Genomic DNA, 21,848 nt, shown 5'->3' on the forward strand with positions numbered 1-21,848 from the left:
CCCTCACGCACCACGACAACGAGAGCCGCCATGTACGAGCTGTCCCGGGTCCGCCTCTACTCCATCGGACCGGCAGGCGCGCGCTACGCCGACACCGTGCTGGACCTGCGGGGTGTCGGCGACCCGGTGCCGCGACCCGCGCCCGCGCAGGCGGAGTTCTTCGAGGACGAGCCGGTCGGTCCGCCGCGCCGCCCCGCGCCCGCGGGCGTGCTGTTCCTGGAGAACGGCGGCGGCAAGTCGGTGCTGCTGAAGCTGATCTTCTCGGTGATGCTGCCCGGCCACCGCAACACCCTCGGCGGCGCCAGCTCCGGTGTGCTGCGCAAGTTCCTGCTCGCCGACGACTGCGGCCACGTGGCACTGGAGTGGCAGCACACCGTCACCGGTGAACTCGTCGTCGTCGGCAAGGTCAGCGAATGGCGCGGCCGCCAGGTCTCCTCCGACCCGCGGAAGTTCGCCGAGGCCTGGTACTCCTTCCGGCCGGGCCCCGGCCTGTCGCTGGACTCGCTGCCGGTCGCCGAGGCCGCCACCGTCCGCCCGGCCGCCGAGGGCGTCTCCGGGGTCCGCGGGCGCCGCCGCACCATGAAGGGGTTCCGGGACGCGCTCACGGACGCGGGCAAGGCGTACCCGCACCTGGAGGTCGTCTGGGAGGAGATCCACGACCGCTGGAACGAGCACCTGGGCGACCTGGGCCTCGACCCCGAACTCTTCCGCTACCAGCGGGAGATGAACGCCGACGAGGGCGAGGCCGCCGGCCTGTTCGCGGTCAAGAAGGACTCCGACTTCACCGACCTGCTGCTGCGCGCGGTCACCGACACCCGCGACACCGACGGGCTCGCCGACCTCGTGCACGGCTTCGCCGGCAAACTGGGCCGCCGCGCCGAACTCACCGCAGAACGCGACTTCACCGCGGGCTCGCTGGAGCACCTGGAACGCATCACCGACGTCACGCAGCAGCGCGACCGCGCCCGCTCGGTGCACGCCCGTTCCGAACAGCGCACCCGCGAGCTGGCCCGCCGGCTCTCGGCCCGCGCCGCCGTGGAACGAGGCCGCGGCGCCGACCTGGACCGGCGGGTCACCGACGCGGCGCAAGAAGTCACCGCCGCCTCCGCCGCCCGTGCCCGCACCGCCGCGGTCAGCGCCGAACTCGCCTACCGGCACGCGTCGTTGAGCCTGGCGGCGGCCGAGAGGGACGCCGCGGCCCTGCGCCGGGAGCTGGTCGACGCCCGCACCCTGCACTCCGCCTGGCAGGCCGCCGAGACCGTGCTGCGCCACCGGGCCGCCGCCGACCGCTCCGCCCGGGTGGCCGCCGCCATCCGCGAGGCCGAACGCGACGCGGCGCCCGCGCTGGCCGCCCGTGCCAAGGCCGCCACCGACCTGGTGCGCGCCCTGTCCGCCGCCGCCGACCGCGCGGAGCGGCACGCGGACGAGGAGGAGGAGCGCAGCGTCACCCTCCAGTCCGAGTCCGACAGTGCCCACCGCGACGCCACCGCCGCCGCGACCGCCGCCCAGCGCGCCCGCAGCGAGATGGGGCACCTCCAGCAGCGGCTGGCCGAGGTCGAGCAGGAGACCGCCGAGGCGGTGCGGGCCGGCTGGCTGGACGACGCCGCGCCCGACGCCGACCCCGCGCGCGCCGCGCTGGAGGCCAGCGACGCGGAGAAGACAGCGGTAGCCGCCTGGGAGACCACCCGTGACGCCGCCCGCGCCGCCACAAAGCAGGCCAAGGAGGCCGCCGCCGAGGAGAGCCGCGCCGAACTCGCCGCCCACCGCGCCGCCGACGCACTGGCCGCAGCCGAGACCGCGCACGCCGCCGAGCGGCGCGCCGCCGAGGCGCTGACCGGCGCCGACCGGCTCGCCGAACTGCTGAGCCTGCCGCCCGCCGCCCGCCCCGCCCCGGACATCCCCGCGCCACGCGGCGACTCGCCCGAGCCCACGGCTGACGAAGCGACGACCCGGCCGCCCGCGGCCGCCGGGCGCCGCCGCACCGCGGAAGGGCCGCTCACCGTGGAGGAGTTGGACCGCTGCGCGCAGACCCTGGGCGAACTGCTCGGCGGCAGCGTGGCCGCCGCCGAGCGCCAGCTGTTCGAACTGCGTACCCGTGCCGCCGACGACTCGCGCATCCTCGCCGCCCTCGGTGACGGCGGACTGCTGCCCCCCGGCCCCGACGTGCTCGCGACCGTCGAGTACCTCGGCGAGCACGGCGTACCCGCGCTGCCCGGCTGGCGCTACCTCGCCCAGGCGGTCGACCCGGCCGACCACGCCGCCGTGCTGGCCGCCCGGCCCGAGCTGGTCGACGGCGTCGTGGTCACCGACCCCGGCACCTACCAGCGGGCCCGCGAGATCCTGGCCCAGGCCGCGCTGCTGCCCAGGTCCACCGTCGCGGTCGGCACCTCGGCCGCCCTCCTCGCCCCGCCCCCCGGCGACTCGCCCGCCGACGTCTTCCTCGTGCCGCCGAATCCGGCCATGCACGACGAACAGGCCGCCGACGGCGAACGGCAGGCGCTGCGCACACGTGCCGCGCGCCGCGACGAGGAGATCCGGGAACTGGCCGCGCGCCTCGGCCACGACCGCGAACTCGCCGCCCGGCTCGGCTCGTGGCGCTCCTCCTGCCCGCCCGGCCGCCTCGACCAGCTGGCCGCCGCCGTGACCGGAGCCCGCGAGGCGCAGTACGCCGCGCGGCAGACGCTCACCGACGCCCGCGCCCGGCGCGCAGAGGCCGACGAGGCGGCCGCCGCGGCCACCGCCGCCGAGGCCGAACGCCAGGACGCCGCACAGCGCGCCCGCCGCCGCGCCGACGCGCTCGCCGGTCTGGCGTTCCGGCTGCGCGAGCGGGCCGGCTGGCAGCGCAGGACCCGCGAACTCGCCGAGGAGGCCGCCGAGGCGTCCGAGCGCGCCGAGGCGTGCCTGACCAGGGCCCGCTCCTGTGACGAGGACCGCCGCGCCGCCCAGCGCGCCGCCGACGACGCCCGCCGCACCGTACGGGCGCTGCGCGCCGAGCGTGCCGAGATCGCCGGGGCACCGGAGGGCGAGCCCGAGGACGGCGCCCCGGTCGACGCCCCGCTGCCTGCCCTGCGCGAGGCGTACCGGGCGGCCTCCCAGGTGTACGAGAAGGTCGGCGTCGGCGCGGACCTGCGGGCCGAACAGGCCCGCGCCGAGAGCGAGGAGAGCGCCACCCTCGCCGAACTCGACCGCCTCACCAACAAGGTCCGCACCCGCGCCGCCCAGCTGCTCGAAGGCCCGGACGGCGCGGACGGCCCGTCCCGGCAGGCCGCAGCCGCCCGGGCCGAGGCGCTGGTGCAGCGGATCGAGGCCCGCGCCGGCGCCGCCAGCGAACACCTGGGCAGGCTGCGCGGCGAGGCCGAACGCCTGGCCCCGGCCGACGGCGAGGCGCACGCCGAGCTGCCCGCGGACCTGGTGCCCGAGGACGCGGAGCGGGCGCAGGCCCTGCTGCGCACCGTCGGCACCGAACTGGCCGCCCGAAACGAGGCGCTGGAGCAGGCCCGCGAGCGGCACACGCACCTGCAGTACGCCCACCACGCCGCGCAGGACGCGGCCGGCGCGTTCGAGGAGACCGCGGCCCTCCTGCGCGACCTGCTGCGGGACACCGCGCAGGAGGGCGCCGACACCGAGCCGCCCGAGCCCTACCCGGGCAGCCCCGAGGAGGCTCGGCAGGCCGCGGCGGAGGCCCGCCGCTCGCTGCGCGGCTGCGCCGCCGACCTGTCCGCCGCCGAGGCCCAACTGCGCGAGGCGTGCGACCAGTTGGTGCGGCACGCCAACGCCTCCCGCTACGAGCAGGTGCGCACCCCGGCCCGTCAGCAGATCCGCGACCTGCCCGGCTCCGCGCTGCCCGAGCACGCCGCCGCCTGGGCCGCGGCGTTCGCGCCCCGGCTGCGCGTCCTGACCGACGAGCTGGCGCAGCTGGAACGCAACCGCGACAGCATCGTGGACCGGCTGCGCGGTCTGGTCGAGGCGTCGCTCGCCACGCTGCGCTCGGCGCAGCGCCTGTCCCGGCTCCCCGAGGGCCTGGGGGAGTGGTCGGGGCAGGAGTTCCTGCGCATCCGCTTCGAGGACCCCGACCACGCGCACCTGGTCGAACGGCTCGGTGAGGTCATCGACGAGGCCACGAAGGCCGCCGTGCGCAAGAACTCCGACCTGCGCAGGGACGGCATGACGCTGCTGCTGCGCGGGGTGGCCGCGGCCCTGGAGCCGCGCGGCGTGGCCGTCGAGATCCTCAAGCCGGACGCCGTGCTGCGTGCCGAGCGGGTGCCGGTCGGCCAGATGGGCGACGTCTTCTCCGGCGGCCAGTTGCTGACCGCCGCCATCGCGCTGTACTGCACGATGGCGGCGCTGCGCAGCAACGACAGCGGGCGCGACCGGCAGCGCCACGCGGGCACGCTCTTCCTGGACAACCCCATCGGCCGGGCCAACGCCACCTACCTGCTGGAGCTGCAACGCGCGGTGGCCGACGCGCTGGGCGTGCAGCTGATCTACACCACCGGGCTGTTCGACACCACGGCGCTGGCCGAATTCCCCCTCGTCGTACGGCTGCGCAACGACGCGGACCTGCGCGCGGGCCTGAAGTACATCAGTGTCGAGGAGCACCTGCGCCCCGGGCTGCCGCAGCCCGACCCGGACGGCGAGCCGGTGCACGGGGAGATCACCGCGACCCGGATGTTCCGCAGGCCCGCGGAGGCCACCGGATGAGCAACGGCCACCGGGCAGACGCAGACCACCGGACGACGGGGACGGCGTCGGCGGTGGCCGGGACGGCGACCGGCCGGGGCAGGCCGGGCGAGCGGTGTCAGGTGGCCGGCGCCGCGGACTTCCCGACGTCCCGTGGCCGCTCGGACGCTCGCGCCGCCCGGGCCGACCGGCGCTCCCGGCGGCGTTCGCGGCGCAGCGCGCGGGCGGCGCTGCTGGGGCTGGAGACCACGCCGTGCCGCTGGTTCCACACCTGGCGGGTCACCCACACGTCCACCACCGCCCAGGTGGAGACGACCGTGGACAGCACGGTGGCGAGCAGCGCGGGGGCGGCGACCCAGGTGCCCGCGAGCGTGCCGAGCATGGCGACCATCGCCTCGATGAGGGTGACGGAGGCTATGAGGGCCGCACGGACCGCGGCGGCGCGCACCGGGTCGGGCATTCTCGCGGTGCCCACCGGGTGTTCGGTCCACAGCCCGGCACCCGCCTCGCGTGCCTGCGTCCGTCCCCGCGCCGGCGCCTGACAGGCCGAATCCCCGGCGTCGTGGGCGGCGGTGCCGCCGCGGAGCGTGCTGAGGCGCGACTCGGTGTCCATGGTGCTGCGCTCCCCTCGGGGATACGGACCGATATGTTCCGTTGGTGGACCGCCCGGCTGACGGGTGACTGCCCGGTTTCCGGCCGGCTATTCCGGAAGATCCTCCCGTACTGACGCACGATCGGCGAGCCGTTCCGGTTCCCGCACGGGGGTATGTTTTCAGCCACTCGGCGCCCCGCAGATCATAGAGCGGGCCGGGCCTGGTCGCGGTCCGTCACATGGTAAAGGCCGCTATCTCTGCGTGAATCGTGACATTGCGGCCCAGTCATGTGCCTCAAGTGCATGGACTTGCATTCGAGTTGGTCACCCGGCAGTAGTAGGCTCGCGCCGTTTGACGGTTCCACCGCCCCTGTCGGGGCCGACGTTGGGGAGGCCATGCGCTTTCGCGGTAAACCGATCCGCCGGAAGATCGTGGCGCTGTTGCTGGTGCCCTTGGTGTCGCTGATCGCGCTCTGGGCGTTCGCCGCCGAGATCTCGGTCGGTGGAGTGGTCCGCCTGATGGACGTCGCGCACGTGACCGACCGCGTCGGCTACCCGGTCGAGGACACCATCGAGGCGCTGTCCACCGAGCGCAAGGACGCCATGGTCTACCTGGCCGGCCCGCACGACGCGGGTGCCCTGGCCGACCTGCGCGCCGCCGAGCAGCACACCGACGACGCCATCGCGGTGGTGCGGGCCAACAGCCGCTCCCAGCACATCCCCCAGCAGCTCGACTCCGACTCGCGTCGGCGCCTCGACGCGCTGCTCGCACAGGCCGCGCAGTTGCAGGGCCTGCGCTCCCAGGTGGCCTCGGGCAAGCTGTCACCGTCCGCCGCGTACGCCTCGTACAACGGCGTCATCGACCCGTACTTCACCTTCTTCCTGGGCCTGAACCCGTTGCAGAACGTGCAACTCGACCGCCAGTCACGGGTGCTGAGCCAGCTGTCGATGGCCCGCGAGGCGGTCAGCCGGGAGGACTCCCTGTACTCGGCCGCGTTGGTCGCCGGCCGGATGACGCGCGCCGACCAACGCGCCTTCTCCGACGCGGTGTCCGAGCAGCGCCTGATCTACGCGACCTACCCGCAGCTGCTCACCGCCTCCGACGCCGCGCTCTTCGACGACTACTGGCGCTCCAGCACCGGACAGGCGCTCCACGACGACGAGGAACGCGTCCTCGACGCCGAACCGGCCGACGCGACCCACCAGGTGAACGCCGCCGACTGGCGCACCACGGCCTCCTCCGTGCTGTCCGACCTGTCGTCGCTGGACCGGCAGGCCGGCGACGACTACAAGCAGCGCGTGCACCCCTACGCCATCGGCGTCCTGGTCCGCGCCGGCGTCGCGGGCGGCTTCGGCCTGCTGGCCGTCGTCATCTCCGTCGTCGTCTCCTTCCGCGTCGGCCGCGGCCTGGCCCGTGACCTGTCCGCGCTGCGCAAGGAGGCCCAGGAGGCGTCCGGCACGCGGCTGCCACGCGTCATGCGGCGGCTGGCCGCGGGCGAGGACGTCGACGTCGAGGCCGAAGTGCCGCGCCTGGAGTACCCGGACGACGAGATGGGCGCCGTCGGCAAGGCCCTGAACACCCTTCAGCGCGCGGCGGTCGAGGCCGCCGTGCGCCAGGCCGACATGCGCCGCGGCGTCTCCGACGTCTTCGTCAACCTCGCCCGCCGCAACCAGGTCCTGCTGCACCGCCAGCTCACCCTGCTCGACGCGATGGAGCGCCGCACCGAGGCCGGTGTGGAACTCGCCGACCTGTTCAAGCTCGACCACATGACCACCCGCATGCGGCGGCACGCCGAGGGCCTGGTCATCCTCTCCGGCGCCGCCCCCTCCCGGCAGTGGCGCAAGCCCGTGCCGTTGATGGACGTGGTGCGCGCTGCCGTCGCCGAGGTCGAGGACTACGAACGCATCGAGGTGCGACGGCTGCCCCGGCTCGCGGTGGCCGGCCCCGCGGTCGCCGACCTCACCCACCTGCTGGCCGAACTCGTCGAGAACGCCACGGTGTTCTCGCCCCCGCACACCACCGTCCAGGTGCACGGGCAGCAGGTCGCCAACGGCTACGTGCTGGAGATCGACGATCGCGGTCTCGGGATGTCCCCGGAGGCGCTGCTCGACGCCAACCTGCGCCTCGCCGAGACCCCCGAGTTCGAACTGTCGGACACCGACCGCCTCGGCCTGTTCGTCGTCAGCCGTCTCGCCCAGCGGCAGGGCGTGCGGGTCTCACTGCGCCCGTCGCCCTACGGAGGCACCACCGCGGTCGTCCTCGTGCCGACCGCCCTGCTGACCGAGACCGGCGACGACGCGGCCACCGGCGAGCAGGCCCTCCCCGACGGCGCCGCGCGCACCGCGAGCCAGGTCGGCCCGGCCGCGGGTGACGCCGACGGCATGCCGGACGAGATCGCGCTGCCCGCAAGGAGCGGCGGGACCGCCGGGGCCGAAGCCACCGGAGCGTCGCGCGAGGCGTTCCGCGAGTGGGGCATGCTGCCCGGCTCGCCCGACGACGCGGACGCCTTCGGCGACGACGTCCACGCCCGCGAGGCGGAAGACGACGACACCGGTGGCGCACGGCTGCCGCGCCGCCGCCCACCGCGCACCGCCCGCCGGTTCGACCGGCCCGACGCCGATGACGCCGACGACGGCCTCACCGAGCAGCACCAGCAGGCACGGGCCGACGACGCGAACGTGCCGGCCCCGCGCGCCGAGCGCCACGGCGACGGCCATCCCGCGCCACCCGCCCCGGACGACGCACCGCTGCCGCGCCGCAGGAGGCGCGTGCCGGCCCAGGCGAGCAGGCCCCGCGCCGGCGCGGACCGGCCGGCCCCCGGCCAGGGCACCGCGGCACCGGCCGCCGGCGGTCTGCCCAAGCGGGTGCGGCAGGCCAGCCTCGCCCCGCAACTGCGCGCCGACGACACCACGCAGACCCGGCAGCCGCCGCCCCCGCAACCGGCGGCCCAGGACCGCGACGCCGACGAACTGCGGTCCCGCATGGCCTCGTTGCAGCGCGGCTGGCAACGCGGCCGGGCCGAGGCCGACGAGGACGCGCCGCAGACCGGCGCACCGAGCACCACAGGCACCACAGGCACCACACCCGACCGTGCGGGCGCCCCCGGCGACCCCGGCGGTGACGCGACAGGAACGACATCGGAGGGGGACGGTCGATGACCGCGCCAACGGGCCCGAAGGGCGAACTGAACTGGCTGCTGGACGATCTGGTCGACAGGGTGGCCAGCATCCGCAAGGCGCTGGTGCTCTCCGGCGACGGGCTGGCCACCGGCGCCTCCAAGGACCTAACCCGTGAGGACTCCGAGCACCTGGCCGCGGTCGCCTCGGGCTTCCACAGCCTCGCCAAGGGCGTGGGACGCCACTTCGAGGCCGGACAGGTCCGGCAGACCATGGTCGAGCTGGACCAGGCGTTCCTCTTCGTCACCGCGGCGGGCGACGGCAGCTGCCTCGCCGTGCTCACCGACGCCGACTCCGACGTGGGCCAGGTGGCCTACGAGATGGCGCTGCTGGTCAAGCGGGTCGGCGCCCACCTCGGCACCGCGCCGCGCGTCACCGGCTGACGAAGCGCCATGACCGAAGCGGACCGATGGTACGACGACGCGGCGGGGCCGGTGGTACGGCCGTACGCCATGACGCGCGGCCGTACCACCCATGCCGCCGAGGACCGGCTCGACCTGATCGCGCTGGTGGTCACCGCGGACCGGTACGGGCAGAGCGACGACCTGGCGGCCACGGACCACGCGCTGGCTCCGGAGCACCTCGACATCCTCGAACTGTGCCGCCAGGAGCCCGTCTCGGTGGCCGAACTCGCCGCCGGGCTCGACCTTCCGGTCGGCGTGCTCAGGGTGCTCATCGGCGACCTGCTGGACGCGGGGTACGTCCACGTCACCCGTCCGGTGCCACCCGCCGAACTGCCGGACGCGGGACTGCTGCGCGAGGTGATCGACGGCCTGCGGGCCCTGTGACGCGACCTACGCGACCTGAGAGCGGCGTGCGGCGGGACCGATGGTCCCGCCGCACGCCGCTCTCGTCGCCTCGCGTTCAACAAACGAAACCTTGAGCCGACTGCCGCCTTCCTGTGTTTCATCTCTTGACTGCCGTCACGCGACGGGGGAAGGTCATGCCGGGCGTCCGGCGATCCGTCAGGAGCCCGCGATCCGTGTTTCGACCGGCCGGTTCCCCATCCCGGAGGACAGCGTGCGAGACCACCCCTGTCGCGGCGGACGCAACCGTCGCCGCTCCCGCCCCGCCCGCCTCGCCGGCACCCTGCTGGCCGCGACCGCCCTGGTCGCCGCCGCCGTGCCGGCCGCCACCGCGAGCCCCGCGGGCGCGCACACCACCGCCTCGCCGCCGTACCTCGATCCGCGGCTGCCGGTGGACAAGCGGGTCGACGACCTGCTCGGGCGGATGACGTTGCAGGAGAAGGTCGGCCAGATGACGCAGGCCGAGCGGTCCGCGGTCACCTCCGACCCGACGCAGATCACCAGCCTCGGCCTGGGCTCGGTCCTGTCCGGCGGCGGCTCCGCCCCGACCCCCAACACCCCGTCCGCGTGGGCCGACATGGTGGACGGCTTCCAGAAGCAGGCCCTCGCCACCCGGCTGCACATCCCGCTGCTGTACGGCATCGACTCGGTGCACGGCGACAACAACCTGCTGGGCGCCACGATCTTCCCGCAGAACATCGGCATGGGCGCCACCCGCGACCCGGCGCTGGTGCGCGAGGAGGAGCACGTCACGGCCACCGAGACCCGGGCGACCGGACCCCAGTGGGTCTTCGCCGCCTGCGACTGCGTGGTGCGCGACGACCGCTGGGGGCGCACCTACGAGAGCTTCGGCGAGGACCCCGGACTCGTTGAAGAGATGGAGACGTCGATCGACGGCTTCCAGGGCACGGCACCGGGCGACCTGGCCCGCCCCGACCACGTCCTGGCCACCTCCAAGCACTTCGCGGGCGACGGCGACACCGCCTACGGCTCCTCCACCACCGGGACCTACACGCTCGACCAGGGCGTCGACATCACCGACTGGCCGCACTTCAGCCGGATCGACCTGGCGCCGTACGTCACCGCCGTCCAGGACCACCACGTCGGCGCCATCATGCCCTCGTACTCCAGCGTCGACTGGACCGAGGACGGCGTGGGCAACCCGGTCAAGATGAGCGCGAACAAGCAGCTGCTGACGGACGTGCTCAAGGAGAAGATCGGCTTCAAGGGTTTCCTGATCAGTGACTGGCAGGCCATCGAGCAACTGCCCGGCGACTACGCGACCGAGGTGCGCACCGCCGTCAACGCCGGTCTCGACATGTTCATGGAGCCGTACAACGCGGCCCAGTTCGAGCAGACGCTGCTCTCCGAGGTGCAGGCCGGGCGGGTTTCGATGTCACGCATCAACGACGCCGTCAGCCGCATCCTGCGCGCCAAGTTCGAACTCGGCCTCTTCGAGCACCCCTACACCGACCGCCGCAACATCGGCACCATCGGTTCGCCCGCCCACCGCGCGGTCGCCCGCCGGGCCGCCGCCGAGTCGCAGGTGCTGCTGAAGAACGCCGACCACGCCCTGCCGCTCAAGCCCGGTCAGCGCATCTACGTCGCGGGCGGCAACGCCGACGACATCGGCAACCAGGCCGGCGGCTGGACGCTGACCTGGCAGGGCTCCTCCGGCGACACCGTCCCCGGCACCACGATCCTCAAGGGCATCGAGCAGGACGACCCGAACGTCACGTTCAGCGAGGACGCCTCCAAGCCCATGAACGGCTACGACGTGGGCGTGGTCGTCGTCGGCGAGACACCCTACGCGGAGGGTGTCGGCGACGTCGGCAACGGCCACACCCTCAACCTGTCCGCCACCGACCAGGCCACCATCGACAAGGTCTGCGGCGCCATCAGGACGTGCGTGGTGCTCGACGTGGCCGGCCGCCCGCAGATCATCACCGACGAACTGCCCGAGGCCGACGCCTTCGTGGCGTCCTGGCTGCCCGGCAGCGAGGGCGAGGGCGTCGCCGACGTGCTCTTCGGCAAGCGGCCCTTCACCGGCAAGCTCCCGGTGAGCTGGCCGCGCAGCGAGTCCCAGGAGCCGATCAACGTCGGCGACCCGCACTACGACCCGCTCTTCCCGTACGGCTACGGCCTGACCACCCGCGCCGCCGGCCACTGAGCCTACGCCTGGGGTGATGCGGACCCGCACGAGGGGACGCATCACCCCAAAGCCGCACCGAACGCCCGGGCCGAGCCCGGGCGTTCGCCGTCCGGCGGCCAGGTCGTTACGCAACCGCTTCCTGAGGCACGGAAGTTGACCCGGACAACGTTGTAGGGTTCCTCGCTGTACTGACTTGCTGCCGCACTGCCTTACGGTCCGACGACCTGGGGATCCGCCGTAGGACGGGAGAAGAGATCGATGGCCTTCGGGCGCTCTGACCGGCGGCGCGTGCCCGCCGAGGAGCCGGTCGCGCTCAAGATGCTGGTGGCCGGCGGTTTCGGCGTCGGCAAGACCACCCTGGTGGGCGCGGTCAGCGAGATCCGGCCGCTGCGTACCGAGGAGTCCCTGACCGAGGCCGGCCGCCCGGTCGACGACCTCGCGGGCGTGGAGGGCAAGAGCACCACCACCGTCGCGATGGACTTCGGCCGCATCACACTCCGCGACGACCTCGTGCTCTACCTGTTCGGCACCCCGGGACAGGACCGCTTCTGGTTCCTGTGGGACGAACTCGCGCAAGGGGCGCTGGGGGCCGTCGTGCTCGCCGACACCCGGCGGCTGGAGGACTGCTTCGCCGCCGTGGACTACTTCGAGCGGCGCGGCATCTCCTTCGCCATAGCCGTCAACTGCTTCGACGGCGCGCAGATGCACCCGGTGGAGACGGTGCGCGACGCGCTCGACCTCGACCCGCACGTGCCGCTGCTGATGTGCGACGCCCGGGACCGCGAGTCGGTCAAGGAAGTCCTGATCGCGGTCGTGACGCACGCCATGGAACGCTCGACGGCCACCACGGCCCCGGCCGCCTCCTGACACGGCACCGGCACGCCGCCGGACGCCTGCGGCCGGCGCACGCGTCCGCTACAGTCCCGAGGATGTCCCACGACGCCCCGTTCGACACCACCGGTGACGCTCACGGCGCGCACACCGTCAAGGACGCCCACTGCTCCTACTGCGGCACCGCGTTCCCGCCCGGCGCGGCCTGGCCGAGGACCTGCCCGGCCTGCGCCGGCACGACGTACCGCAACCCGCTTCCCGTGGCCGTCGCCCTCCAGCCCGTGACCGACGGCGGCACCACGGGCCTGCTCGTCATCCGCCGCACCATCGAACCCGCCTACGGCACCCTGGCCCTGCCCGGCGGGTTCATGTAGGTGGGGGAGACCTGGCAGCAGGCGGTGGTCCGCGAACTGCGCGAGGAGACCCGGGTGACCGCGGACGCGGAACGCGTGCGGCTCGCCGACGTGATGACCGACCTCACCGGCCGCCTCCTCGTCTTCGGCCTGCTCCCGCCCCGCGACATCGCCGCCCTGCCTCCGTCGCGGCCCACGAAGGAGACCGAGGGCTGGCAACTGCTCACGGAACCGGCGGAGTTGGGCTTCCCCCTGCACACCCGCGCCACCGCCCACTGGTTCGCCGACCGCTGAACCCGCCTACGGCTCCATCCCGCGCACCCGCACCGTGAATCCCACTTCCTGCTCGCCCTCCCGCTCCACGACCACCGCACCGTCCTGCCACCTCGTCACGAACCGGGCCGTCACCGGCTCCTGGCGGCCGTCGTCCGCGTCGTCGATCAGCACCCCGCCACCCGTCCGTCCCGCGGCGGGTGCCCACGCCTCCAGCTCCACCGCACCGTCCGCGCCCGCGACCGGCAGCACCGCCCCCGCCCGCGCCAGCACCGGGATCCGCTCCAACGGCGCGTCCAGCAGCACCTGCCCCGGCCCCTCGTACGCGACGCCCGTCACCGTGTCGTACCAGCGGCCGCGCGGCAACCGCACCGCCCGCCGGGTCGCCCCCCGCTCCAGCACCGGCGCCACCAGCAGCGCGTCCCCGACCAGGAAGGCGTCCCCCACCCCACGCAGCGCCCGGTCCCGTGGATCGTGCCACCACAGCGGCCGCGCGTAGGGCGCGCCGGTGCGGTGCGCGACGTGCGCCAACGTGTACAGGTACGGCAGCAGTCTCTCGCGCCCCGCCAGCGCCGCCCGCGCGCACTCCAGCGCCCGCTCCCCGAACTCCCACGGCTCCCGCGGCCCCGCCCCGATCGCCGAATGCGTACGGAAGAACGGCAGGTACGCCGCCAACTGCAGCCACCGTACGTACAGTTCCGGCGAGGGAAGCGCGCTGAAGCCGCCCACGTCGGGTCCCGAGTACGGCACACCGCACAACCCGAGCCCCAGCACCAGCGACAGCGACGCCCGCAGCCCCGGCCAGCCGGTCGCCACGTCACCCGACCACGTACCGCCGTACCTTTGCATCCCCGCCCAGCCCGCACGCGAGAACAGGAACGGCCGCTGCTCGGGCCGCAGTTCGCGCAACGCCTCGTACCCCGCGCGGGCCATGGCCAGCCCGTAGACGTTGTGCGCCTCGCGGTGGTCGCCCCCGCGCCCCTCCATGGCGTGCCGCGCCGACCTCGGCAAGGACGGGTCGCCGAACGCCGCGAAAGAGGTCGGCTCGTTCATGTCGTGCCACACCCCGGCGAAACCGCGCCTGAGACGCTCCGCGTACAGCCCGCCCCACCAGCGGCGCACCCGCGGATCGGTGAAGTCGGGGAAGACCGCCTCACCCGGCCACACCACACCGCGCACCACCCGCCCCCGCGCGTCGCGCACGAACGCGTCCGCCGCCGTACCGCTGTCGTACGCGGCAAGCCCCGGCTCCGCCTTCACCGCCGGATCCACGATCGACACCAGCCGTGTGCCGTGCTCGCCCAACTCCCTTGCCAGCCCCGGAAGATCGGGGAAGGCCCGCTCGTCCACCGTGAACACCCGGTGCCCGTCGAAGTGGTCGATGTCCAGGTGCACCGCCGACAGCGGCAGCCCCCGCTCCCGGTAGCCCGCGACGACCCTGCGCACCTCCGCTTCGCTGCCGAAACCCCACCGGGCGTGCTGGTACCCCAGCGCCCAGCGCGGCGGCAGCGCGGGCCGTCCGGTCAGCGTCGTCCAGGTCCGCAGCGCCCGCCCCGGCGGGCCCGTCATCACCCAGTAGCGCAACGGCCCGCCCTCGAACCGCACTTCGCACCCGCCCGGCCGGTCATGCCCCGACCCCGCGCCCTCCACGCCCTCGTACAGCGTGACCCGGCCGTCCCAGGTGTTGTCGTGGAAGACCAGATGGCATCCGGCGTCCGCCACCACCAACTGCACCGGCATCGTCACGTACAGCGGATCGTCGTCCGGCCCGAACGCGCCGCCCGGATCGGTGTTCCACAGGCGGTACGAGCCCTGCGGCAACCGCGGCCCGGCCGCCCGGCCGCCCAGGCCGAAGACCTCCGCGTCCGCCGGGGTGCGCGACCGCTGCACCCAGCGCGCCGGCCCCGACGGCGCGTCCCACCAGCGCGGAGGCGACTCCGCCCGCAGCAACACCCCGCCCGGCGTACGGAACTCCACCCCGCCGTGCCGCGAGACCACCACCGTGATCCGCTCCGACACCACCCGCCAGCCGTCCGTCTTGGGGTCCGGCTCCAGCACCGCCCGCTCGTCGGCCGCGGGACAACCGCCCGCCAGCGCGTACGACGGCTCGGGCTCCGCGCCGTCCCACCCGCAGAACACCGCACCGCCCACCGCCACCCGCACCCGCAACGCCGACCGCGCGAACCGCACCACCCCGCCGCCCGGCGCGGGCTCCGCCCCCAGCGCCGCTCCGGGCACCCGCGCCCGCTCGGCGCCGCGCCGCGGCAGGTCCCGTCCGTCCGTCCGGTACCGCCGCCATCCCGCCCACAGCGCCCGCCAGCCGCCCGCCGTCCCCACGAAGCGCATCTGACGCGCCAGGTCCCGCGTATCCATGCCGCCCACCCTTCCACCGGTACCGCACGGCCCGCCGCGCGTTCAGCCGCTGTTCACCCGCGCCGCCCGGCACGACCCGCGCCACCAGGCCGGGCAGCCCTGGCGCTGCGGACGATCACGTGGCATCGTCCTGCCCAGCCGCGCCCGAGGACATTCCGCCCGAGCGTGGCCCAACGCACACCATGCGTCACGCAGCGTCATCCCGGGAGTCGTCGTATGAGCAGCGCACCGCCGTCCAGCCAGGCCCCGCGGCCCCTGTGGAGCCCGGACCCGGACCGCATCGCCCGCACTCAGCTCACCCGCTTCCAGGCCTGGGCGTCCGGCGCCCACGGAGCCCCGGCCGGCGACCCCGCCGATCCGCTCGCCTCCTACCGCGCCCTGCACTCCTGGTCGGTCCGCGAACCCGAGGCGTTCTGGACCGCGGTCACCGAGTGGACCGGCGTGCGCTTCTCCACCCCGTACGAGCGCGTCCTCGCCGACGCCTCCATGCCCGGCGCCCGGTGGTTCCCCGGCGCCACCCTCAACTACGCGGAACACGCCCTGCGCATCGCCGACGACCCGGCCCGCGCCGACGACCCCGCACTGCTCTCCCTCGACGAACGCCACGAGATCCACGAGACCAGCTGGCGCGAACTGCGCCGCCAGGTCGCCTCCCTCGCCGCCCGCCTGCGCGAACTCGGCGTCACCCCCGGCGACCGCGTCAGCGCCTACGTGCCCAACGTCCCGCAGGCCGTCGTCGCCCTGCTGGCCACCGCCGCGGTCGGCGGCGTGTGGACCTCCTGCGCCCCGGACTTCGGCGCCCGCGGCGTCCTCGACCGCTTCCAGCAGGTCGAACCCGTCGTGCTGTTCGCGGTCGACGGCTACCGCTACGGCGGCAAGGAGCACCACCGCTCGGACGTCGTCGCCGAACTGCGCCGCGAACTGCCCACCGTCCGCTCGGTCGTCCACATCCCGCTTCTCGGCGCCGCCGCCCCCGACGGCGCCCTGGACTGGGACGAACTGGTCTCCGGCGACGCCGAACCCTCGTACGAGCAGGTGCCGTTCGACCACCCGCTGTGGGTGCTGTACTCCTCCGGCACCACCGGACTGCCCAAGGCCATCGTGCAGTCCCAGGGCGGCATCCTCGTCGAACACCTCAAGCAGGTCAGCCTCCACCTCGACCTCGGCCCCGAGGACCGCTTCTTCTGGTACACCTCCACCGGCTGGATGATGTGGAACTTCCTCGTCGCGGGCCTGCTGGGCGGCACCACGATCGTCCTGTACGACGGCAGCCCCGGCTTCCCCGACACCGGCGCCCAGTGGAGCGTCGCCGAACGCACCGGCACCACCGTCTTCGGCACCTCCGCCGCGTACGTGATGGCCTGCCGCAAGGCGGGCGTGGAGCCGGGCCGCGACCACGACCTGTCCGCCGTGCGCTGCGTCGCCACCACCGGGTCCCCGCTGCCGCCGGACGGCTTCCGCTGGATCCACGACCACGTCAAGGCCGACGTCTGGCTCGCCTCCGTCAGCGGCGGCACCGACGTGTGCAGCTGCTTCGCCGGAGGCATCCCCACCCTGCCCGTCCACATCGGCGAGTTGCAGGGCCCCTGCCTCGGCACCGACCTGCAGGCCTGGGACGCGAACGGCGAGCCGGTCGTGGACGAGGTCGGCGAACTCGTCGTCGCCGCGCCCCTGCCGTCCATGCCGATCCGCTTCTGGAACGACCCCGACGGCGTGCGCTACCGCGAGAGCTACTTCGAGATGTTCCCCGGCGTCTGGCGGCACGGCGACTGGATCACCCTCACCTCGCGCGGCACTGTGATCATCCACGGCCGCTCCGACTCCACCCTCAACCGGCAGGGCGTACGGATGGGCTCCGCCGACATCTACGAGGTCGTCGAACGGCTCCCGGAGATCCGCGAGTCCCTGGTCATCGGCGTCGAACAGCCCGACGGCGGCTACTGGATGCCGCTGTTCGTCCGCCTCACCGACGGCGCCACCCTGGACGACACGTTGCGCGACAAGGTCAAGGCCGCCATCAGGGCCGAGCTGTCGCCCCGGCACGTCCCCGACGAGATCATCGAGGTCCCCGGCATCCCGCACACCCTCACCGGCAAGCGCATCGAGGTCCCCGTCAAGCGCCTGCTCCAGGGCACCCCGCTGGACAAGGCCGTCAACCCCGGCTCCGTGGACGACATCGGACTGCTGCGGTTCTACGAGGAGCTGGCGACGCGGCGGACGCTGCGCGGGAGCGGCACGAAGGGGTAGGACGACGCGGGGCGTTCCGGGGGCGGGCCTGCGGGGCTTGGTCCGACGGTCGCGAGGCGGGAGGACGACGCGGGCGGGCGGTCACGTTGTCAGTGGTGCTGGTTACGGTGAGTGAGCAGTGGTCGAAGGACCTCGCCCCTCTCGGGCGAGGAGCCTCGGCCCTGCCCGTCCACGGTGAAGGGCCGTGGACGCGGCGCCGTCACGTGCCCACGCACTCACGCAGCAGGGGGAAGCCATGCCGCACCACACCTCGGACCCCACCGGCCACGACCGCTCCCGGGCGCGCAGGCGCCCGCCGGACCGCAGGAGCCGCGACGCGGCCGCCCGGCGCGCCCTGCGCCGCGAGATCCCCAGCACCCTCGGCCTGCTGGCCGACCCGGACCGCTTCGCGGCGATGCGCGCCTACACGACGTTCGCCTTCGATGACCACGGCGACTACCTGCGGCAGACGCAGCACGTGCTGCGTTCCCTCGCGGCGGGCGGCACCCACGTCGCCGTCGCCCTCTTCGAACCCCGCGAGTACGCGGACTACTGCGCCGCCACCGACCAGGACCCCGACGCGCCCGCCTCCCGCACCCGTTACGTCGCCGAAGTCGCGGCCGGCCGGGCCACGGTCGCCTACCGTGGCCAGCCCGTCGAGCACCTCGCCGCAGAACTCGCCGCCGCCTCCGACCGCCACGCCACCTGGGAGCGCGCCACCGAGTCACTCGCCGCCCACGGCGACCCCGGCCCCGCTTTCGACCGGGCCTCTCTCGCGCTGACCCGCCTGCTGGAATCCGTCGGCGCCGGCACCCACCACGTGGTGTGCAGCGTCCCGCTGGACAGCGTCCCGCTCGTCGCCGTGCTCCACGCCGACTGCGACGACGACGGCACCGTGCACCTCGTCGAAGCCGACGCGATGGTGCTGTGCACCCTGCTGGCCGCGGGACTGGCCACCGGCAGCCCCGGCGGCCTGGTCCTGCGCACCGGACGCGGCACACCCGACGCGCCCGACCGGGTCAGGGGCTGGGCCCTGCGTGACGGCTGGCTGCGCCCCCTCACCGAGGCCGAGGTCTTCAACGCCTACTGCACCGACGCGGAGACGGGAGAACCGGTGCCACCGGAACCGGGGGTGAGCTACCGCGCCGGTACGTTCATCCCACCGCCGGAGGAGTGATCCGCAAGGCGGCCCACACCCGCCCCGAACGGTGAACCCACGCGGAAGGGCGCCCCGCCACACCGACGGAACGCCCTTCCTCAGGCCCTGACACGGCCGCGCCCGGCTACTCGCCCGACAGCACCGCCTGCGCCGCGCGCCGCGCCTCGTCGGCAGTGTCGGTGGCACGGGCCGCAGCCGCCGCCCGCTCGCACTGCGCCAGCGTGTACTTCGCCAGCGTCGCGCGCACGTACGGAATGGACGCCGCGCCCATCGACAGACTCGTCACCCCGAGACCTGTCAGCACACACGCCAGGAACGGATCGGAGGCCGCCTCACCGCACACACCGCAGCTCTTGCCCTCGGCCCGCGCCGCCTCGGCCGCGGACGCCACCAGGTCCAGCAGCGCGGGCTGCCACGGGTCCTGCAACCGCGACACCGCGCCGACCTGGCGGTCCGCCGCGAAGGTGTACTGTGCCAGGTCGTTGGTGCCCAGCGACAGGAACTCGACCTCCTGGAGGATCGACCGCGCACGCAACGCGGCCGACGGGATCTCCACCATGGCCCCGAACTTCGCGTGCAGCCCCGCCTCCCGGCACGCGTCGGCGAACGCCTTCGCGTCGATCCGGTCGGCCACCATCGGGGCCATGACCTCCAGATAGACCGGCAGCCCCTCGGCGGCCGAGGCCAGCGCCGACAGCTGCGACCGCAGCACGTCCGGGTGGTCCAGCAGGCTGCGCAGACCCCGCACGCCCAACGCCGGGTTCGGCTCGTCCGCGGGGGTCAGGAAGTCCAGCGGCTTGTCGGCGCCCGCGTCCAGCACGCGCACCACGACCCGCCCCTCGGGAAAGGCCTCCAGCACCGCGCGGTAGGCCGCGATCTGCTTCTCCTGCGACGGCGCGTTACGGCTGTCGTCCAGGAAGAGGAACTCGGTGCGGAACAGACCCACGCCCTCGGCACCGGCCTCCAGCGCCGCCGGCACGTCCGCGGGACCGCCCACGTTCGCCAGCAACGGCACCTTGTGCCCGTCCGACGTGGCACCGGGACCGGACGCCGCCGCCAGCGCCGCCCTGCGCTCGGCCGCGTCCCGCTCCAGCGCCTCGCGCTTGTCGGCGCCGGGGTCGACGAACACCTCCCCGGTACTGCCGTCCACCGCGACGACGACGCCCTCGGCCAGCTCGACCGCGCCCGGCAGCGCGACCACGGCGGGCACCCCCATCGCCCGGGCGAGGATCGCGCTGTGGCTGGTCGGCCCGCCCTCCTCGGTGACGAACCCCAGCACCAGCGACGGGTCGAGCAGCGCGGTGTCCGCGGGTGCCAGGTCCCGGGCGATCAGCACGTACGGCTCGTCGCTGTCCGGCACTCCCGGCATCGGCACGCCCAGCAGCCGGGCCACGATGCGGTTGCGCACGTCGTCCAGGTCCGCGACCCGCCCCGCCAGGTACTCCCCGGCCCCGGCAAGCAGCGCCCGGTACGAGGCGAAGGCGTCGTACACCGCCCGCTCGGCCGTGCTGCCCACCGCGATCCGCCGTTCGACGTCCGCCAGCAGCTCAGGGTCCTGCGCCATCAGCGCCTGCGCCTCGAGCACCGCCTGCGCCTCGCCGCCGGCCAGGTTCCCCCGGGCGACCAGGTCCGCGGCCACCGCCTCGACCGCCTGACGCGCCCGGCCCTGTTCACGGCCCGCCTCGTCCTTCGGGATCTGCTTGGCCGGCGGTTCCAGGACCGCGGTGCCCATGTGCCGTACCTCGCCGATCGCCACACCGTGGCTCACGCCGACGCCTCGCAGCGTTGTCTCCATCTCACCGTCTCCGCTCGGTGCGGCGGCATCCGCCGCGTCTGTCCTCACCGTGAGCGCGTCGCCGCGCGCGTCAGCTCCAGCTGAAGAGCTGGTCACCGGGCTTGACGTCGCCGTCCTCCACCAGTTCGCCCAGCGCGTCGGCGGTCGCTTCGAGCGCCACCACCGGGCACACCGGCGACTTGCCCGCGGCTTCCACGGCAGCGGGGTCCCACCGCACGACGGGCTGACCGCGGCGCACGGTGTCACCCTTGGCCACCAGCAGCTCGAAGCCCTCGCCGCCCAGCTGGACGGTGTCGATGCCCAGATGAGTCAGGACGCCGTGTCCCTCCGCGTCCACCACCACGAAGGCGTGCGGGTGCAGGGAGACGACGATCCCGTCCACCGGCGACACGGCCGTGGACGGCTCCCGGACCGGGTCGATGGCGGTGCCGGGTCCCACCATCGCGCCCGAGAACACCGGGTCGGGCACGGCGGCGAGCCCGATGGCACATCCGGCCAGAGGGGTCGTCACAGACGTCATGGGAAGCCTCCTAGAGGGGGAGTTCGCTGGGCGCCGACCCGCTCCGATCCGGACGGCGATACCCGCTAGAGCAGCGTAAGTCATCCGGCACCGGTTTAGACCACTTGCTCGCGGCACCCTCTGGCGAGCCCCGCCCCGGACCGCGATTTGCCTCTCGTCCGCCCCCTCCAGTACGTTGGCGCAACCGCCTCGACGAGCAGCCGGGAACGTGTGTGCTCGCCAGGTCGGTAAAACCTCGGCGGTAAATCGGATCGGAAATGGTCTGATAGAGTCGGGATCACCGGAAAGCGGAATGCGGAACGGTGAAAGCCCCGCTCCAGCAGGGGCCGGATGCGAAAGCCGGAGGCGGAATTCGGATCTGGTAAGGTTGGAAACACCGAAGGGAAAGTCCGGAGGGGCCTGTGAAAGGGTCTTGAAGGTAGCTTCCGTTCCTTGAGAACTCAACAGCGTGCCAAAAGTCAACGCCAGATATGTTGATACCCCGTCCGTCCCGGTTTTCGGGATGGTCGTGGTTCCTTTGAAGAAATACACACAGCGAGGACGCTGTGCACGACGGGGATTATTCCTCCCTGGTTCGTGCCGCTCTCGTGGTGTTCGCCGGGATAGCCCGGAGGCATTCACGGAGAGTTTGATCCTGGCTCAGGACGAACGCTGGCGGCGTGCTTAACACATGCAAGTCGAACGATGAAGCCGCTTCGGTGGTGGATTAGTGGCGAACGGGTGAGTAACACGTGGGCAATCTGCCCTGCACTCTGGGACAAGCCCTGGAAACGGGGTCTAATACCGGATACGACCTGGGAAGGCATCTTCTCGGGTGGAAAGCTCCGGCGGTGCAGGATGAGCCCGCGGCCTATCAGCTTGTTGGTGGGGTGATGGCCTACCAAGGCGACGACGGGTAGCCGGCCTGAGAG

General features: G+C 73.8%; 11 protein-coding genes, 1 rRNA gene and 2 pseudogenes (1 of these 14 running past the window's edge). 10 read left to right on the top strand and 4 right to left on the bottom strand.

Annotated elements, in window-relative coordinates; genetic code table 11:
- Positions 1-30 precede the first annotated feature (30 nt).
- Positions 31-4,701: a hypothetical protein gene (locus CK485_RS23490; protein WP_109453843.1), complete on the top strand. Its 4,671-nt coding sequence runs from the start codon at positions 31-33 to the stop codon at positions 4,699-4,701.
- Between the two features lie 97 nt (positions 4,702-4,798).
- Here the strand turns inward: CK485_RS23490 and CK485_RS23495 are convergent, their stop codons facing one another.
- Positions 4,799-5,293 carry a hypothetical protein gene (locus CK485_RS23495; protein ID WP_241968549.1) on the bottom strand — a complete coding sequence of 165 codons (495 nt, stop codon included), beginning with the start codon at positions 5,291-5,293 and terminating at the stop codon, positions 4,799-4,801.
- 411 nt (positions 5,294-5,704) lie between these two features.
- Here CK485_RS23495 and CK485_RS23500 point away from each other — a divergent pair, with 411 nt between their 5' ends.
- The 6 genes and pseudogenes from CK485_RS23500 (at position 5,705) to CK485_RS23525 (ending at position 12,885) form a co-directional block, all read left to right on the top strand.
- Complete coding sequence (locus CK485_RS23500) at positions 5,705-8,431, top strand: nitrate- and nitrite sensing domain-containing protein (RefSeq protein WP_342673497.1); 2,727 nt, start codon at positions 5,705-5,707, stop codon at positions 8,429-8,431.
- Positions 8,428-8,832, top strand: coding sequence for a roadblock/LC7 domain-containing protein (locus CK485_RS23505; RefSeq protein WP_109453845.1), 405 nt, complete (start codon positions 8,428-8,430; stop codon positions 8,830-8,832). Before CK485_RS23500 ends, CK485_RS23505 begins: the two co-directional genes overlap by 4 nt.
- A 9-nt stretch (positions 8,833-8,841) precedes the next feature.
- The gene (locus CK485_RS23510) at positions 8,842-9,237 is read left to right on the top strand and encodes a DUF742 domain-containing protein (RefSeq protein WP_109453846.1); all 396 of its coding nucleotides are present in this window, start codon (positions 8,842-8,844) and stop codon (positions 9,235-9,237) included.
- A 385-nt stretch (positions 9,238-9,622) separates the two neighbouring features.
- Positions 9,623-11,407, top strand: a pseudogene (locus CK485_RS23515) (glycoside hydrolase family 3 N-terminal domain-containing protein); the annotation flags it as partial.
- Between the two features lie 258 nt (positions 11,408-11,665).
- Positions 11,666-12,274 carry an ATP/GTP-binding protein gene (locus CK485_RS23520; RefSeq protein WP_109453848.1) on the top strand — a complete coding sequence of 203 codons (609 nt, stop codon included), beginning with the start codon at positions 11,666-11,668 and terminating at the stop codon, positions 12,272-12,274.
- 62 nt (positions 12,275-12,336) lie between these two features.
- Positions 12,337-12,885: pseudogene (locus CK485_RS23525) on the top strand (NUDIX domain-containing protein).
- A gap of 6 nt (positions 12,886-12,891) precedes the next feature.
- Here CK485_RS23525 and CK485_RS23530 read toward each other — a convergent pair.
- Positions 12,892-15,237 carry a glycoside hydrolase family 31 protein gene (locus CK485_RS23530; protein ID WP_109453849.1) on the bottom strand — a complete coding sequence of 782 codons (2,346 nt, stop codon included), beginning with the start codon at positions 15,235-15,237 and terminating at the stop codon, positions 12,892-12,894.
- A gap of 216 nt (positions 15,238-15,453) precedes the next feature.
- On the opposite strand from CK485_RS23530, the gene CK485_RS23535 reads away from it, so the two are divergent.
- Positions 15,454-17,484 carry an acetoacetate--CoA ligase gene (locus CK485_RS23535; protein WP_109453850.1) on the top strand — a complete coding sequence of 677 codons (2,031 nt, stop codon included), beginning with the start codon at positions 15,454-15,456 and terminating at the stop codon, positions 17,482-17,484.
- Between the two features lie 235 nt (positions 17,485-17,719).
- Positions 17,720-18,640, top strand: coding sequence for a hypothetical protein (locus tag CK485_RS23540; protein WP_241968550.1), 921 nt, complete (start codon positions 17,720-17,722; stop codon positions 18,638-18,640).
- 106 nt (positions 18,641-18,746) lie between these two features.
- Here CK485_RS23540 and ptsP read toward each other — a convergent pair whose 3' ends face one another.
- Positions 18,747-20,417, bottom strand: coding sequence for a phosphoenolpyruvate--protein phosphotransferase (gene ptsP / locus CK485_RS23545; protein ID WP_109453851.1), 1,671 nt, complete (start codon positions 20,415-20,417; stop codon positions 18,747-18,749).
- Positions 20,418-20,487: 70 nt separating this feature from the next.
- Entirely contained in the window at positions 20,488-20,937 is a 450-nt protein-coding gene (locus tag CK485_RS23550; RefSeq protein ID WP_109453852.1) for a PTS glucose transporter subunit IIA, read from the bottom strand.
- Between the two features lie 616 nt (positions 20,938-21,553).
- Here CK485_RS23550 and CK485_RS23555 point away from each other — a divergent pair.
- Positions 21,554-21,848: ribosomal RNA gene (locus tag CK485_RS23555) — 16S ribosomal RNA — on the top strand (it continues 1,357 nt past the right edge of the window).

Source organism: Streptomyces sp. ICBB 8177 (assembly GCF_003144095.1).
Taxonomy (GTDB): Bacteria; Actinomycetota; Actinomycetes; order Streptomycetales; family Streptomycetaceae; genus Streptantibioticus_D.

Bases quoted from the DNA above. Each gene is read 5' to 3' on its own strand.
- CK485_RS23490 (WP_109453843.1), top strand. From the start codon at position 31: ATGTACGAGCTGTCCCGGGTCCGCCTCTACTCCATCGGACCGGCAGGC.
- CK485_RS23495 (WP_241968549.1), bottom strand. From the start codon at position 5,293: ATGGACACCGAGTCGCGCCTCAGCACGCTCCGCGGCGGCACCGCCGCC.
- CK485_RS23505 (WP_109453845.1), top strand. From the start codon at position 8,428: ATGACCGCGCCAACGGGCCCGAAGGGCGAACTGAACTGGCTGCTGGAC.
- CK485_RS23510 (WP_109453846.1), top strand. From the start codon at position 8,842: ATGACCGAAGCGGACCGATGGTACGACGACGCGGCGGGGCCGGTGGTA.
- CK485_RS23520 (WP_109453848.1), top strand. From the start codon at position 11,666: ATGGCCTTCGGGCGCTCTGACCGGCGGCGCGTGCCCGCCGAGGAGCCG.
- CK485_RS23530 (WP_109453849.1), bottom strand. From the start codon at position 15,237: ATGGATACGCGGGACCTGGCGCGTCAGATGCGCTTCGTGGGGACGGCG.
- CK485_RS23535 (WP_109453850.1), top strand. From the start codon at position 15,454: ATGAGCAGCGCACCGCCGTCCAGCCAGGCCCCGCGGCCCCTGTGGAGC.
- CK485_RS23540 (WP_241968550.1), top strand. From the start codon at position 17,720: ATGCCGCACCACACCTCGGACCCCACCGGCCACGACCGCTCCCGGGCG.
- ptsP (WP_109453851.1), bottom strand. From the start codon at position 20,417: ATGGAGACAACGCTGCGAGGCGTCGGCGTGAGCCACGGTGTGGCGATC.
- CK485_RS23550 (WP_109453852.1), bottom strand. From the start codon at position 20,937: ATGACGTCTGTGACGACCCCTCTGGCCGGATGTGCCATCGGGCTCGCC.